Source organism: Rhizobium sp. LjRoot254 (assembly GCF_964254105.1).
Lineage (GTDB): Bacteria > Pseudomonadota > Alphaproteobacteria > Rhizobiales > Rhizobiaceae > Rhizobium_E.
The window spans coordinates 3,087,775-3,102,485 of record NZ_CAXUSM020000001.1 but is presented as its reverse complement, the minus strand read 5'-3'; the positions used below and the strand labels follow the sequence as shown (position 1 = coordinate 3,102,485).

The window sequence follows — 14,711 nt, the reverse complement described above, 5'->3', positions numbered from 1 at the left end:
GAAATAATGGCTCTGCCCACACCCAATCTCTACCCGCCCTTCAACATCGTACGGCTCAGCCATGTCGAACTCGCCGTCACCGATCTCGCCAAGTCTCGCGCCTTCTATGTCGATACGCTCGGCCTGCAGGTGACCGACGAGACATCAGACGCGATCTATCTGCGCGCCATGGAAGAGCGGGGGCACCACTGCATCGTGCTCAAGAAATCCGGCGAGGCGGAAGCCCGCGACCTTGGCTTCAAGGTGTTCTCGGAAGACGATCTCGACAAGGCCGAGCACTTCTTCAGGGGCAAGGGCCAGCCGGTGGAATGGGTTGAACGGCCCTATCAGTCGCGCACCTTCCGCACCCGCGATCCGCATGGCATTCCGCTGGAATTCTATTCGAAGATGGACCGCCTGCCGCCGATCCACCAGAAATACGCTCTCTATAAAGGCGTCAAGCCGCTCAGGATCGATCACTTCAACTGCTTCTCGCCCAATGTCGACGAGAGCGTCGCTTTCTATAATGAAATCGGCTTTCGCGTGACCGAATACACCGCCGATGAGGAAACCGGCCGCCTATGGGCTGCCTGGACGCACCGCAAGGGCGGCGTGCATGACATGGCCTTCACCAATGGCCGCGGCCCGCGCCTGCATCACACCGCCTTCTGGGTGCCGACGCCGCTCAACATCATCGACCTGCTCGACCTGATGTCGACCACCGGCTGGCTGGCGAATATCGAGCGCGGTCCGGGCCGGCACGGTATTTCCAACGCGTTCTTCCTCTATATCCGCGATCCCGACGGTCACCGCATCGAGATCTATTGCTCGGATTACCAGACGGTCGATCCCGATCTCGAACCGATCAAGTGGGACCTCAAGGACCCGCAGCGTCAGACGCTCTGGGGCTCGCCCGCGCCGAAATCGTGGTTCGAGGAGGGCAGCTCGTTCCGGGGCGCCGAAATCAAGGATTCGATCCTGAAAGCACAGCCGATCGTGGCACCGTGAGGAGAGAGCGGATGACACATCCTCGCTTTGCAAGCTTTTCGGTGAACGGGAAGCAGGGTTATGGGCTGGTGAAGGGCGAGGCGATCGTCGATCTCTCATCGCGGCATGGCGCGATATGGCCGACCCTGCGCGAGGTGATCGAGGCGGGCGCACTGCAGCAGTTGTCCGCCGAGGCCGCGAGCCTTGAGCCCGACGTCCTGCCAGGCACATTCCGCTTCGAGATCCCGATCCCGGCTCCGGAGAAACTGATCTGCGTCGGCGTCAATTTCCCCGACCGCAACGAGGAATACAAGGACGGTCAGGCAGCACCCCCCAACCCTTCGCTCTTCATCCGCTTTCCGCGCTCGTTCACCGGCCACGATCAGCCGCTGATCCGGCCACCGGAAAGCCCGCAACTCGATTACGAAGGCGAGATCGTTATCGTCATCGGCAAGGGCGGGCGGCGGATTCCCGAAAGCGAGGCACTGGCTCACGTCGCAGCGCTCTCGCTCTGCAACGAAGGCACGATCCGCGACTGGGTGCGGCACGCCAAGTTCAACGTCACGCAGGGCAAGAATTTCGACCGCACCGGGTCGATTGGTCCGTGGCTGGTGCCGTTCACGGACGAGGCGCAACTGGCCGACGTCCAACTGACGACACGGGTGAATGGCGAGGTCCGCCAGCAGGATCGCACGTCGCGGATGATCTTTTCCTTCCGCAAGATCATCAACTATATCTCGACCTTCACCACGCTGGTGCCCGGGGACGTCATCGTCACCGGCACGCCGACAGGTGCCGGCGCCCGCTTCGATCCGCCGATCTGGCTGAAGCCCGGCGATGTCGTCGAGATCGAGGCGGACGGGCTCGGCATTCTGCGCAACACGATTGAAGACGAGGTGTAGAATGCTGACGCCAGGTCAAATCTCGGAGGCTGCTTCGGCGCTCGATACCGCTGAAAGAGATCGCAGGCAGATCGGTCTCCTATCGTTGAAACATCCTGACATGACCATGGATGACGCCTATGCCATCCAGGCCGACTGGGTGAAGAAAAAGATCGCTGCCGGCCGCAAGGTCATCGGCTGGAAGATCGGGTTAACCTCCAAGGCGATGCAATACGCCCTCAACATCTCAACGCCGGATTCTGGTGTGCTGTTCGACGACATGGTGTTCGAGGATGGCGCGACGATACCGGCCGACCGCTTCATCCAGCCGCGCATCGAGGCCGAGATCGCCTTCGTGATGAAGGCGCCGCTCAAAGGCCCCAATGTCAGCATTTTCGATGTGCTGAATGCGACAGACTACGTGACGCCGGCGCTCGAAATCCTCGACACCCGCGTCTTGCGGGTCGATCCCGAGACGAAGAAGGCGCGGACCATCGTCGATACGATCGCCGACAATGCCGCCAATGCCGGCATCGTCATCGGCGGTCGGCAAATGCGACCCGACAATGTCGATATGCGCTGGATGGGCGCGATCGTCTCCCGCAACGCCGAGGTAGAGGAGACTGGCCTGGGCGCTGGCGTGCTCAATCACCCAGCGCGCGGCATCGCCTGGCTGGCGAACCGGCTGGCGCAATATGGCGCGGGAATCGAGGCGGGGCAGATCGTGCTCGCCGGTTCGTTCATCCGGCCGATCGAGGCGCGGCATGGCGATACGATCACCGCCGATTTCGGGCCGTACGGCACCGTTTCCTGCTTCTTCCAATGAGGCCCTAAGATGCCCGCACCCAAGAATGCCTTCAAGGCGGCTCTGAAAGAAGGCCGCGCCCAGATCGGACTATGGGTCGCGCTGACCAGCGCTTACACTGCCGAGATATGTGGCGGCGCGGGATATGACTGGCTGCTGGTGGACGCAGAGCATGCGCCGAACGATATCCAGACCCTGGTCACACAGTTGCAGGCGTTGGCGAAATATCCGGTGCATCCGATCGTGCGTCCACCGGTCGGCGAAGCCTGGATCATCAAGCAAATCCTCGATATCGGCGCCCAGACCGTCCTTGTTCCGATGATCGAGACGAAGGACCAGGCCGAGGCCATGGTTCGTGCCGTGCGCTATCCGCCACATGGCATCCGTGGCGTCGGGGCTGCTCTGGCACGGGCTTCGAATTTCAATCGCATCCCTGACTATCTGCAGACTGCGAACGACGAGGTCTGCCTGCTGCTGCAGATCGAGAGCCGGGCAGGCCTTGCCAATCTCGATGCCATTGCCGCGACTGAAGGCGTCGATGGCGTCTTCGTCGGCCCTGCCGACCTAGCTGCCGACATGGGTTTCCTGGGCAAGCCGGGCTCACTCGAGGTCCAGGCCGCTGTCGAGGACGCACTGAAGCGCATCCAGACACACGGCAAGGCCGCCGGCATCCTCACCGCGGACCAGATGCTCGCTCGGCGTTATCTAGAACTCGGCGCGACATTCGTGGGCATCGGCAGCGATGTCGGATTGTTCGTCAACGCAACGACCAGATTGCTGAATGAATTCAAGGCGGCTGATACTGCAGGTCAAAACGCTGCCAATCCCGGTCAGGCCTATTAAGCGAGTTTGCTTGACGCTCAGATCAAGAACACGCTGATAAGAGGGAAGGCCGTCAGCAGCACGATACGCAGCAAATCCGCACCGACGAACCAGATGATGGCACGATAGGTTTCGCGGATCGGCACCTCCTTCGCCATCGCTGCGATGATGAACAGGTTGAGCCCCACAGGTGGCGTGATCAGCCCGATCTCGGCCACCATCAGCACCAGGATGCCGAACCAGATCGCGAAATGTTCGGGCGAGAGGCCGAAATCCATTGCGGTGACGATCGGGAAGAAGATCGGCACGGTGAGGATAATCATCGACAACGAGTCCATGATGCAACCGAAGATGATGTAGAGCACCAGGATGATGATCAGCACCGTCATCGGCGTGAAGCCCTGGGCGGTGACCCATTCGGCACCAACCTGCGGCAGTCGGGAAAAAGCGAGGAAGGAGTTGAACACCGAGGCGCCGAGCACGATAAAGAAGATCATGCCGGTGGAGACAGCGGTCTCCTTGAGGCATTGGAACAGCGCGCCTTTGCCGAGACCGCCGCGCAGCCAGGCGACCAGCCCTGTGCCGACGGCACCCACGGCTGCCGCCTGCGTGGGGGTGAACCACCCGAGATAGATGCCACCGACCACCAGGAAGAAGATCACCAGGACCGGCCAGACGGCGACCAAAGGCGGGACGCGATCCGCCCAGGGCAGCCGTGCGACGGTGCCGGCAGAACCGGGATTGAGGCGGACATAGATGGCGATGACGGTCAGATACGAGACCGCCGCGATGATGCCGGGCACGAAGGCGGCGAGGAACAGCTTTGCGATATTCTGCTCGGTCAGGATCGCATAGAGCACCAGCACGACGGAGGGCGGAATGAGTATACCAAGCGTGCCTCCGGCCGCCAGCGTCGCAGTGGCAAGGCCCCCGGCATAGCCGTTACGGCGGAGTTCAGGCAGTGCCACCTGCGCCATCGTCGCAGCCGTGGCGAGAGAGGAACCGCAGATCGACCCAAAGCCGGCGCAGGCGCCGATGGCCGCCATGGCAACCCCGCCCTTGCGATGGCCGAGGAAGGCCGAAGCCGCATTGAACAGCGCCTGGCTCAACCCGCCGCGAGCAGCGAACTGGCCCATCAGCAGGAAAAGCGGAATGATCGACAGCGAATAGTTGGCGTTGGTATTCCAGGGCGCCGCCTTCAGCTGATTGAAGATGATCATCCATTTGCCGGTCACCAGCCAGGTGCCGATGATGCCGGTGCCGAGCATTGCCGCGGCGATCGGAATCCGGAGGAAGATCAGGAAAATGAGGACAGGAAAGGACCAAAGGCCGATTTCGATGTTGCTCATCCGTGGCCCCCGAGCGGCAGTTCGACGTCAATACCGCGCCTGATATCGTGGATGTCGGCATAAACCGTCCAGGCGCTGATCACGAGATTGACGACGAGCAGGACCATGGCCGCGGCAAAACCCCACCAGATCGGAATGAACAGGATCGGGGTGAATTCGCCATTGCGGAACTTGTCGAGCGTGCCGATCCAATGCCGCCATGTCAGGAGCGCGAAGAGCACGGTGATGATGATGTCGCCGACCAGCTGGGTCCAGTTGATTGCCCTATGCCCGAGCATGCCGATGAAGAGATCGACACCGACATGGCCCTTGTGGAGCTGGCAATAGGGCAGGAAGGCGAAGACCGCCAGGCCGCAGAGGATCTCGACCACTTCGATCTCGCCCGGCAGCGGCTTGTAGGTCACGCTGCCGGCGATGGAGATACCGGTGAGCACGGAGGCCGCAACGAGGCAGAGGCCTCCGACGATGGCGACCCATTCGGCAAGCCTGTATATGGTCCGTCCGGCGGTGCCGGAGGAAGCCGTGTTTTGCATCGAGCCCTCCCCCGGGATCGCCTGGTGTTTCGCGTTACTGGTTGTATTTGTCGATCAGGGCAACAGCGTCGTTGAACAAGGCCGTTCCATCCAGGCCCTTGCCGTTCATGTCCTCGATCCAGGCCGTCGTCACCGTCTCCGAAAGCGTCTTCCACTTCTCGGTTTCGGCCTCGTCGAGGATGATGATCTTGTTGCCGGCGTCTTCGGCGATCTTTTTGCCGCGGATGTCGCCCTGGTCCATCGCGATGCCGAACTTCCTGGCGAGTTCCATGCCCGAATTCTTGTCGATGACCTGCTTGAGATCATCGGGAAGGCCATCATAGGCTTCCTTGTTCATCGCAAACAGGAAAGTTGCGGTATAGAGACCCTTGTCGCCCGAGAAGCCGGTGTGATTGGGCGCGAGTTCGGCGATCTTGATGGCGGGCGTCACTTCCCAAGGCACGACGGAGCCATCGATGACGCTCTTCGACAGTGCCTCCGGCACGGCCGTGACGGGCATGCCGACGGGTGAAGCGCCCATCGCCTCGAGCAGAGCATTGACGACCTTGGAGGTGCCACGCAGCTTGAGGCCACTCATATCCTCGACGCCGTTGACCGGCTTGCTGCCGATCGTGTGGATCAGGCCTGGGCCATGGGTATGCACCGCGAGCACGTGGTAATCGGCAAACTCGTCCTTGAGATGCTTCTCGTAATATTCATAAAAGGCCTGCGAGCTCTTTTCCGCAGTGGTGATCATGAAGGGAAGCTCGAAGGCTTCGGTCTTCGGGAAGCGGCCCGGCGTATAGCCGATGACAGTCCAAACAACGTCGACGACGCCGTCGCGAGCCTGATCGACAAGGTCTGCGGGCTTGCCGCCGAGCTGCATTGCCGGATACAGCTCGACCTCGATGCGGCCGCCCGAATCCTTTTTGACCTGTTCGGCCCAGGGCACCAGCACTTTCGATGGAATCGTCGCCTGCGGCGGCAGCATCTGATGCAGTTTTAGCGTCACGTCGGCCGCCAAGGCGCCGCCGCCGACCAGCAGCAGCGAGGCTGCCGAAAAACCCGCAAGAACGCATCTTCTTAACATTGGCTCTCCTCCCACAGTTGATCTGGCTTGCCCGATCCGTACGCGTCCTCCTTGCGTATGCCTTCGAGCGGCTTGATCATTTCAAATTGCGTGCGCAGGTTCAAATAAATTAAAACGGCCAAATCATATCTGTTTTGTTATGATTTGGCCGAGTTTTCGACAAGTCTATCACAGTTCGGGCTGCTATCACCCCAAACCTCTATCGCGAGCTTGTCCAGATTCTAGAAGCGGAACACGCCCTTGTTTCTTGAGCCAATACTCCAGCTTGGCGCGCGTCAGTCCCAGTTGACGCGCGGCCGCCGACACGTTCCCACCGGCGGCTTCGAGCGCGGAGCGATAGAGCTCGGCTTCGGCGCGCTTGAGAGCCTCGGGCGCCGTTATCATCCGCCGCTCGCCTGTTAAGTCCGTTCCGTCCTGCGGCGCCACGCCGATGCGGCCCTCGCCGGTCAGCTTCAGGGAGAGCGATGGCACTTTCTCGAACCCTGTGAACAGGTGCTGCATATCGATCAGCGAGCCGCTTTCGGTGTAGATGACGCCACGCTCGACAAGGTTCTGGAGCTCGCGAATATTGCCTGGGAAATCATAGGCGAGGAGGGCATCCATCGCGCGCCGCGTGAAGCCGGCGACATCGCGACGATGCCGCTCGCGGAAGAGTTTCAGAAAATGCGCTGCGAGCAGCGGAATATCGTCGCGCCGGTCGCGTAGCGGCGGAATGACGATCGGAAACACGCAAAGGCGGAAATAGAGGTCTTGCCGGAAACGGCCAGCGCGCACCTCTTCGGCCAGATCGACATTGGAGGCTACGACGACGCGTACGTCGATGGGGATCGTCCTGGTTCCCCCGACGCGCTCGATCTTGCGCTCCTGAACCGCCCTGAGCACCTTGCCCTGCGCCGAATAGGTGAGCGAGGCGATTTCGTCGAGGAAGAGCGTGCCGCCATGCGCGCGCTCGAAATAGCCGGCGCGCGATTGGACCGCGCCGGTGAACGCGCCCTTCTCGACGCCGAACAGTTCGGATTCCACGAGGTTTTCGGGAATGGCCGCGCAGTTGATCGGCACGAAGGGGCCTTGCACGCGTGGGCTCAGCTTGTGGAGTTCGTTGGAAAAGAGCTCCTTGCCGACGCCGGATTCGCCCATGAACAGCACCGTCGCATCGGTGTCGGCCACCTTCTCCAGCATCAGCCGGGTGCGGAGGAAGCTTGCCGAGACGCCGACGACCTGGCCTTCGGTGGCGTCCGACACGCTCCCGCCGGACGGCTTTGCCGCCGGCGTCGGTTTCGGACGGTCCACGGCGACATAACGCCCGCTCTTCCAGTCCAGGCCGAGATAGTGCCGCTCCGGTGCGTCCTTGCCCCAGGCGTCGACATGCTGGCCGACGACGAAGCAGCGCGGGGCGCCCATGGCGGCGCATTCGATCTCGCGGAAGATCACCGGCCTGCCGAAGAGCGTGCTGGTATAGCCTGAGGGATAACCCGTCTGCATCCAGCAGACCGGCTCGCTGGAGATGCCGTAGCTTGAGATGTGCTCCGCGGCTTCCGAGGAGTCGTCCCAGTAGAATTCGCCGAAATAGGTGCCTTTCCGGAGGTCGAACTGGAACTGCTTCGTCGTGACCTTGACGAAGCCTTCGAGCGTATGGACGCGCGGGCCAGCCGCCAGCGCATGCGTCAGATCTTCCTGGGGAAAGCGCTTCTGGATCAGTTCCGCATCGCGCACACCCTGCATATAGCCGACGCGCATGAAGAGGCCCTTGGCTGTCTCCGTGCCGAAGGCGTCGATGATCTCCTGCCTCAATCGCCCCAGTACGAGGGACTGGATCAGCACCATGCGCTGGTCGTTGAGCCATATCCGGCCGTCGCCGAGCGCGAAGTGGAGCGCTTCGGCGAGATCGGTGAGGGTAGGGGCGGCACCCGTGTCGAGTTCGCTGAAAGCGCCGCGCGTGAGGATCTTGCCCGTCTTGCGAGAGGCTTCGGCAAGAGAGATCAATCCGTCGGGACGATGCGTATCTGTCATGATCACATTAATAATTTGATGAATTAATCAAAGCTATTTCATTATTTTCGTAATTGCAATGCCATCGACCGGAGCGATGGGCGCTCGCGGCTGAGCGGCGAAAAACGAAGCGCTGTCAAAGCCTTATGATTTCCTCCAGGCAACAATCCGGCGTCTCGTCCATTCTGGCACGGCCTTTGCAGCATCCTTTCCGAACCGCTTGAGGAGGCGGCAGGAGGACATCGGCAGACAGCCATGTGACGGCAAGGCGGCAAGCCCGGGCAAAAGCGTCCGATCTTGCGACGGCGAAGCTGTGTCCGCACCTCCCGACGGCCGAGCGATATTTTTGAGGAGGAAGATGATGAACATCGAAAACCAGAATTTCCTGGACAGCGAGCGCTGGCAGGGGCGCGCCTTCTTTGCCGATTGGCAGGCGACGACCGCAGGCGTGATGGACGTGACCGATCCGGCGACAGGCGCGGTGATCGCCTCGGTCGGTGTCGGCGGCGCTGCCGATATCGCCCGTGCCGCCGCCGAGGCTCGCGCCGCCCAGAAGGCCTGGGCCAAGACGCTGCCGACCGACCGGGCACGCATCCTGTCCAAGGCCGCCGACCTGCTTGAGCAGAACGGCGCCGAACTCATCCCCTGGATCATGCGGGAATCCGGATCGATCTATCCGAAGGCCGGCATCGAGATCGAGCATGGCGCGCTCTTCATCCACCATGCGGCGTCGCTGGCCACGTCGCCGATGGGGATGATGATTCCGTCGATGGATGGCCGGACGAACTATGCCAAGCGGGTGCCGCACGGCGTCGTCGGCGTGATCTCGCCCTTCAATTTCCCGCTCGTGCTGTCGATCCGCTCGATCGCCGCGGCGCTGGCATTCGGCAATGCGGTGGTGCACAAGCCCGATCCGCGCACACCGATTTCGGGCGGCATCATCATCGCCCGCATCTTCGAGGAAGCCGGCCTGCCCAAGGGCGTGCTGCAGGTGGTGCCGGGTGGCGCCGACGCCGGCGAAGCGATGTGCATCGATCCCAACATTGCGATGATCTCCTTCACCGGGTCGGCGAGAGGCGGCTCGAAAGTTGCCGAGATTGCCGGCAAGCATTTCAAGAAGGTCCAACTGGAGCTTGGCGGCAAGAACTCGCTGATCGTGCTCGACGATGCCGATCTCGACATCGCGGCCTCGAATTCGGCCTGGGGCGCGTTCCTGCACCAGGGCCAGATCTGCATGGCGACGGGGCTGATCCTCGCCGATGAAAAGATCGCCGATGCATTGACGGAGAAGCTGGTCGCGAAAGCATCGCATCTGCCGGCCGGAGATCCCGCGACCAATCAGGTGGCGCTCGGCCCGATCATTTCGGACGGCCAGGTGGCGAGCATCCAGGCGATCGTAGAAGATGCCGTCGCCAAGGGCGCCAGGCTGCTCGCAGGCGGCACCCATGACGGCCGCTTCTATGCCGCCACCGTGCTTGCTGGCGTCAGGCCCGGAATGCGGGCCTTCGACGAGGAAATCTTCGGCCCGGTGGCCTGCATTGCCTCCTTCGCCACCGAGGAAGAGGCGATCGCGCTTACCAACAACAGCGACTACGGCCTCGCCGCCGGCGTGATTTCCTCCAATACCGGCCGCGCGATGCGGATCGCCGACGAACTCGATGTCGGCATGGTCCATGTCAACGACCAGACGGTCAATGGCGGCCCCTTCGCGCCCTTCGGCGGCCCGCGCAAGTCCGGCAACGGCACCCGCATCGGCGGGCCGGCCGATATCGAGGAATTCACCACCTGGAAGTGGATTTCCGTCAAGGACGCCGCGACCCCCTATCCCTTCTGATCACTCCCAGGACCGGATGCGGGCCTGAGTGCCCGCATCCCCCGCGTGACATTTCATTCCGGAGACCACCATGCAGATCAAAGCTGCCATCGCCCGCGCGCAGGGCGCGGACCTCAGCCTCGAGACCATCGATATCGAGGAGCCGAGGGATAACGAAATCCTCGTGAAGGTCGTCGCCACGGGCGTCTGCCACACCGACATCGTCGTGCGCGACGGCATGCTGCCGACGCCTCTGCCGGTGGTGCTGGGCCATGAGGGTGCCGGCATTGTCGAAAAGGTCGGCCGTTCCGTCTCGAAGGTAAAGGCCGGCGACAAGGTGGTGATGACCTTCAATTCCTGCGGCCATTGCCCGAGCTGCCAGGACCATCACATCAGCTATTGCCACGAATTTTTCCCGCGCAACTTCTTTGCCGCGCGCACCGATGGCTCAAGCGCGCTCTCGGCGGACGGCGAGCGCATCCATGGCAACTTCTTCGGCCAGTCGTCCTTCGCCACCCACGCCATCTGCCATGAGGTGAATGTCGTGAAGGTCCCGGACACGGTGCCGCTGGAACTGCTCGGGCCGCTCGCCTGCGGTATCCAGACCGGCGCTGGCGCCGTTATGAATGCGCTCAAGGTTTCGGCGGGCAAATCCTTCGCCGTGTTCGGGTCCGGCTCTGTCGGCTTGTCCGCCCTGATGGCCGCCAAGGTCGTCGGCGCGACGACGATCATCGCCGTCGACATGAATGACGAGCGGCTTGATATGGCGCGCGAACTCGGCGCCACCCACACGATCAATCCCGGCAAGGTCGATGCGACGACAGAAATCATGGCGATCACCGGCTACGGGCTGAATTTCGCGCTCGACACGACGGGGATTTCGAGAGTCATCCGCGGTGCAGTAATGGCGCTGGCCCCGATGGGCGCCTGCGGCATTCTCGGCGCCTCGGCCATGGGCACCGAGATCAATCTCGATGAGGTCCACTTCATGAGCGGCGGCCGCCGGCTGATCGGGATCGTCGAGGGCGAATCCAACCCGGACACCTTCATTCCGATGCTGGTTGAACTCAATGCCCAGGGCCGCTTCCCCTTCGACAAGCTCGTGAAATTCTACGACTTCGTCGAGATCAATCAGGCGATCCACGATTCCGAGAGCGGCAGGACGATCAAGCCGATCGTGCGCATGCAATAGCCGGCGGAAGGGCCGCGTAGGCCCTTTCCCATCCGACATTTCAGGGAGGAAACCATGTCGAAAGCGCAACTCGATTTCATTCTGGATATCAGCAGCCAGAACCCGCCACCCGAAAACGCCACACCTCACATGATGCGCGAGTGGTTCGAGGGCATCAACGCCCAGACACCAATCGCCGATGGTTCGATGATCGAACGGGTGCCCGCCGGCCCCTGTGGCGGCGATCTGATCCGCCGGGAGGAGACCGACGAGAGCAGGCTGGTGATCTATTACCACGGCGGCGGCTTCCTCCTCGGCTCGAGCCGCTCGCACCGGGTGATTGCCGCCCATCTCGCCCGCACGTCGGGTGCCGCGGTGCTGGCAGCAGACTATCGGTTGGCGCCCGAGGACCCGGCGCCGGCCGCGCATGACGATGCCTTCGCCGTCTACCAATGGGCCTTGGCGCAGGGCTATGACCCGGCAGCAATCGCGCTGACCGGGGACAGCGCCGGCGGCAATCTCGCGCTTTCGGTCGCCGTCAGGGCGAGGAAGGAGGGGCTGCCACAGCCGGCCGCGCTGGTGTTGATGTCTCCCGCGCTTGATCTCGCAAGTGAGGGCGACTCGCATCGTTCCGTGACCGATGCACCGCTTCTGACACGCGGTCTCATGGACCTTTTCAACATGGTCTATGTCGGCGCCGGCGACGGCAAGTCGGAGTTGGTCACGCCCTTCTACAGCGATTTCACCGGCCTGCCGCCGACGCTCGTCCAGGTTGGCTCCTGGGAGATACTGCGCGACGATTCCGTGACCGTCGTCGAAAGGCTCAAGGCTGCCGGTGTGTCCGCCGAACTCAAGATCTTCGACGGCATGGTGCATTCCTGGCAGCTCTTCGCGCCGATGCTCGACGAGGGCATGGCCTCGATCGAGGAAGCCGGCGGCTTTCTTCACGAGCACCTGCAAGCCGCCATCGCAAGGCGCGTCGCGGTCTGACGATTTTTTCGACACTCTTCAGTCTGGGAGGACAACATGGGACTGGCGGCCACCTCCCCCCGACAGAGACGGTGTTGCATGAAGGGCCAGACGAAGAGAAGGTCGATAGCGATCGATCGCGTTCCGGCGCCAGCCCATCTGCAAGCGCTGGCGCCAATGCCGATCAGAGCTTCAGCAGCCTCCGCGCATTTTCCTTGAGGATCAGCGGGCGGACGTCGTCGCGGATGTCGATCGTCTCGAAATCCTTGAGCCACCGGTCCGGCGTGATCGCCGGCCAGTCGGAGCCGAACAGCATCTTCTTCTTCAAGAGCGTGTTGGCATATTGGATCAGGATCTGGGGAAAATATTTAGGCGACCAGCCGGACATGTCGATATAGACATTCGGCTTGTGGGTCGCGACCGCCAGCGCCTCTTCCTGCCACGGGAAGGAGGGGTGCGCCAGGATGATCGGCATATCAGGGAAGTCGGCCGCGACATCGTCGAGATGGATCGGATTGGAGTATTTTAGCCGCATGTTCATGCCGCCGCGCATTCCGGCGCCGACCCCGGTCTGGCCGGTATGGAAGAGAGCGATTGCGCCCTCTTCGGCGATCGCCTCGTAGAGCACATAGGCCTCGCGGTCATTCGGGTAGAATGCCTGCATGGTCGGGTGGAACTTGAAACCCTTGATGCCGAATTCCCGCACCAGGCGGCGTGCCTCGCGCGCGCCCATCTTGCCCTTGGCAGGATCGATCGAGGCGAAGGGGATCATGATGTCGGAATTGTCGGCTGCGATCTTCGCCACCTCCTCGTTCTCGTAGCGGCGAAATCCGGTTTCGCGCTCGGCATCCACGGGGAAAATGACGCAGGCGATCCTGCGTTCGCGATAGTATGCGGCAGTCTCCTGGACCGTCGGCAGCATGCCCTGGGCGCCTGCTGGATTCCTGAAATATTTGGCCATACCGGCCTGAAATTCATGATACCCGTCGTTGCGCTGGCAGCCGCAAGGCTCCTCGGCATGGGTGTGGATGTCGATGGCGATAAGTTCGTCGATATTCATTCCTGCTCCTCCCGCAACCCGACATATTTCTTGAGGAGCGCGAGCAACGCCGCCTGCTCCCGGTCGTCCAGTGGCGCACCAGTTCTCTGCTCGTAGTCGAAGAAGAGAGCGCTCGCTTTTGCGACTTCGCTCTCGCCGGATGGCGTCAGCGTAAGTTCCACGGCGCGGCGGTCGCGATCGGGTATGCGGCGCGAGACAAAGCCTGCTTCTTCCATGGCGCGGATCAGCTTTGTCATATGCGCGCGTTTGATCATCAGCCTCTGACCAAGCACGCTCTGGCGGATGCCGGGATTGCGGGCGATGACCCAGAGGACCGAGAATTCGCCGGGCTTCAGATCCCGTGGGCCGTTCTCCGAGAAAAAGTCGTCGAAGGCACGTAACTGTGCGAGACGCAGGAGAAAGCCGACGGAATCGGCGAGAGCGCCGAGCTTCACCTGATCGAGATGGCGTACGGGAGCGTCCATATTGCGATCCTCAGCTCTCGCCCGGCGCCTTGAGGCGGGCGGCGCGTTTCTCGAGGAAGGCGGTCAGCCGCTCCTCCGCCTCCGGGCTGGTGGCGGTGAAGGAGGAAATGAAGGATTCGACGAAGAGGCCGTCCTCCTTGGCCATATCCTGGATGCGCGGCAGGGCATTGATCACGGCGTAGTTGGAGAGCGCCGCATTGGTGGAGGCAGCCAGCGCGAGTTCATGCGCCTTGTTGCGCGCCTCGCCCGACGGTACGACATATTGCACGAGGTTCCAGCGCTCGGCTTCACCGGCCGATACGACGCGGCCCGTCAGCATGAGATCGGTCATGCGCGCGACGCCCATCAGGCGGGCGACGCGGACCGAGCCGCCGCCGCCGACGAAGATGCCGCGCTGGCCCTCGGGAAGAGCGAAAAAGGCGGTTTCGTCGGCCACGCGAATATGCGTGGACGCGGCGAGTTCCAGCCCGCCGCCGACCGCGGCGCCATGAAGGGCCGAGATCCAGGGGATCGTACCATGTTCGATGCCGGAGAAGACCGCGTGCCAGCGGCGGGAACCTCGCACGCCCTCGATCGCCGATTTCCTGACATGTTCGCCGAGATCCAGGCCGGCGCAGAAATGTTTGCCGTGGCCGTAGAGCACCGCGGCCTTCGCCTCGCGCTCGGCTCTCGCCACGGCTTCGGCAATCGCCTCGACGAAGGCGTCGCTGATCGCATTCCGCTTCTCCGGCCGGTCGAGACCGATGTGGGCGACGTCGCCCACGATCTCATAGGTCACGAAATTCGGTGCCGCGTCTCCGCTCATGTCGTCCTCCCGGTT

General features: G+C 62.3%; 14 protein-coding genes. 7 read left to right on the top strand and 7 right to left on the bottom strand.

Going from position 1 to position 14,711, the window contains the following annotated elements; genetic code table 11:
- Positions 1-6: 6 nt before the first annotated feature.
- From hpaD to hpaI, 4 genes are read left to right on the top strand one after another with little or no spacing between them, the layout of a single operon-like run.
- Positions 7-987 carry a 3,4-dihydroxyphenylacetate 2,3-dioxygenase gene (gene hpaD, locus ACSQ26_RS15305; RefSeq protein WP_436010218.1) on the top strand — a complete coding sequence of 327 codons (981 nt, stop codon included), beginning with the start codon at positions 7-9 and terminating at the stop codon, positions 985-987.
- A gap of 11 nt (positions 988-998) precedes the next feature.
- A complete protein-coding gene (locus ACSQ26_RS15300) occupies positions 999-1,868 on the top strand; it encodes a fumarylacetoacetate hydrolase family protein (RefSeq protein WP_436010216.1) in 870 nt (289 codons plus the stop codon).
- A 1-nt stretch (position 1,869) separates the two neighbouring features.
- Positions 1,870-2,673, top strand: a complete 804-nt coding sequence (gene hpaH, locus ACSQ26_RS15295) for a 2-oxo-hept-4-ene-1,7-dioate hydratase (protein WP_436010214.1) — start codon at positions 1,870-1,872, stop codon at positions 2,671-2,673.
- Positions 2,674-2,682: 9 nt separating this feature from the next.
- Positions 2,683-3,495, top strand: coding sequence for a 4-hydroxy-2-oxoheptanedioate aldolase (gene hpaI / locus ACSQ26_RS15290; protein ID WP_436010212.1), 813 nt, complete (start codon positions 2,683-2,685; stop codon positions 3,493-3,495).
- Between the two features lie 17 nt (positions 3,496-3,512).
- Here hpaI and ACSQ26_RS15285 read toward each other — a convergent pair whose 3' ends face one another.
- From ACSQ26_RS15285 to ACSQ26_RS15270, 4 genes are all read right to left on the bottom strand, one after another.
- Positions 3,513-4,823, bottom strand: coding sequence for a TRAP transporter large permease (locus tag ACSQ26_RS15285; RefSeq protein ID WP_436010210.1), 1,311 nt, complete (start codon positions 4,821-4,823; stop codon positions 3,513-3,515).
- A complete protein-coding gene (locus tag ACSQ26_RS15280) occupies positions 4,820-5,356 on the bottom strand; it encodes a TRAP transporter small permease (protein ID WP_436010208.1) in 537 nt (178 codons plus the stop codon). The genes ACSQ26_RS15285 and ACSQ26_RS15280 overlap by 4 nt, the downstream gene beginning before the upstream one ends.
- 34 nt (positions 5,357-5,390) lie before the next feature.
- Positions 5,391-6,425, bottom strand: coding sequence for a TRAP transporter substrate-binding protein (locus tag ACSQ26_RS15275; RefSeq protein ID WP_436010206.1), 1,035 nt, complete (start codon positions 6,423-6,425; stop codon positions 5,391-5,393).
- A gap of 186 nt (positions 6,426-6,611) precedes the next feature.
- On the bottom strand, positions 6,612-8,435 hold the full coding sequence (locus ACSQ26_RS15270) for a sigma 54-interacting transcriptional regulator (RefSeq protein ID WP_436010204.1): 1,824 nt from the start codon (positions 8,433-8,435) through the stop codon (positions 6,612-6,614).
- 340 nt (positions 8,436-8,775) lie between these two features.
- Between ACSQ26_RS15270 and ACSQ26_RS15265 the strand changes: the two genes are divergently transcribed.
- From ACSQ26_RS15265 to ACSQ26_RS15255, 3 genes are all read left to right on the top strand, one after another.
- The gene (locus ACSQ26_RS15265) at positions 8,776-10,248 is read left to right on the top strand and encodes a benzaldehyde dehydrogenase (protein ID WP_436010202.1); all 1,473 of its coding nucleotides are present in this window, start codon (positions 8,776-8,778) and stop codon (positions 10,246-10,248) included.
- Between the two features lie 70 nt (positions 10,249-10,318).
- Positions 10,319-11,419 carry an NAD(P)-dependent alcohol dehydrogenase gene (locus tag ACSQ26_RS15260; RefSeq protein WP_436010200.1) on the top strand — a complete coding sequence of 367 codons (1,101 nt, stop codon included), beginning with the start codon at positions 10,319-10,321 and terminating at the stop codon, positions 11,417-11,419.
- A 54-nt stretch (positions 11,420-11,473) separates the two neighbouring features.
- Positions 11,474-12,388 carry an alpha/beta hydrolase gene (locus ACSQ26_RS15255; protein ID WP_436010198.1) on the top strand — a complete coding sequence of 305 codons (915 nt, stop codon included), beginning with the start codon at positions 11,474-11,476 and terminating at the stop codon, positions 12,386-12,388.
- Positions 12,389-12,551: 163 nt separating this feature from the next.
- Here ACSQ26_RS15255 and ACSQ26_RS15250 read toward each other — a convergent pair whose 3' ends face one another.
- From ACSQ26_RS15250 to ACSQ26_RS15240, 3 genes are read right to left on the bottom strand one after another with little or no spacing between them, the layout of a single operon-like run.
- Positions 12,552-13,427: an amidohydrolase family protein gene (locus tag ACSQ26_RS15250; protein ID WP_436010196.1), complete on the bottom strand. Its 876-nt coding sequence runs from the start codon at positions 13,425-13,427 to the stop codon at positions 12,552-12,554.
- Positions 13,424-13,891, bottom strand: a complete 468-nt coding sequence (locus ACSQ26_RS15245; protein WP_436010194.1) for a MarR family winged helix-turn-helix transcriptional regulator — start codon at positions 13,889-13,891, stop codon at positions 13,424-13,426. The genes ACSQ26_RS15250 and ACSQ26_RS15245 overlap by 4 nt, the downstream gene beginning before the upstream one ends.
- A gap of 10 nt (positions 13,892-13,901) precedes the next feature.
- Entirely contained in the window at positions 13,902-14,696 is a 795-nt protein-coding gene (locus ACSQ26_RS15240) for a crotonase/enoyl-CoA hydratase family protein (RefSeq protein ID WP_436010192.1), read from the bottom strand.
- Positions 14,697-14,711: the final 15 nt, after the last annotated feature.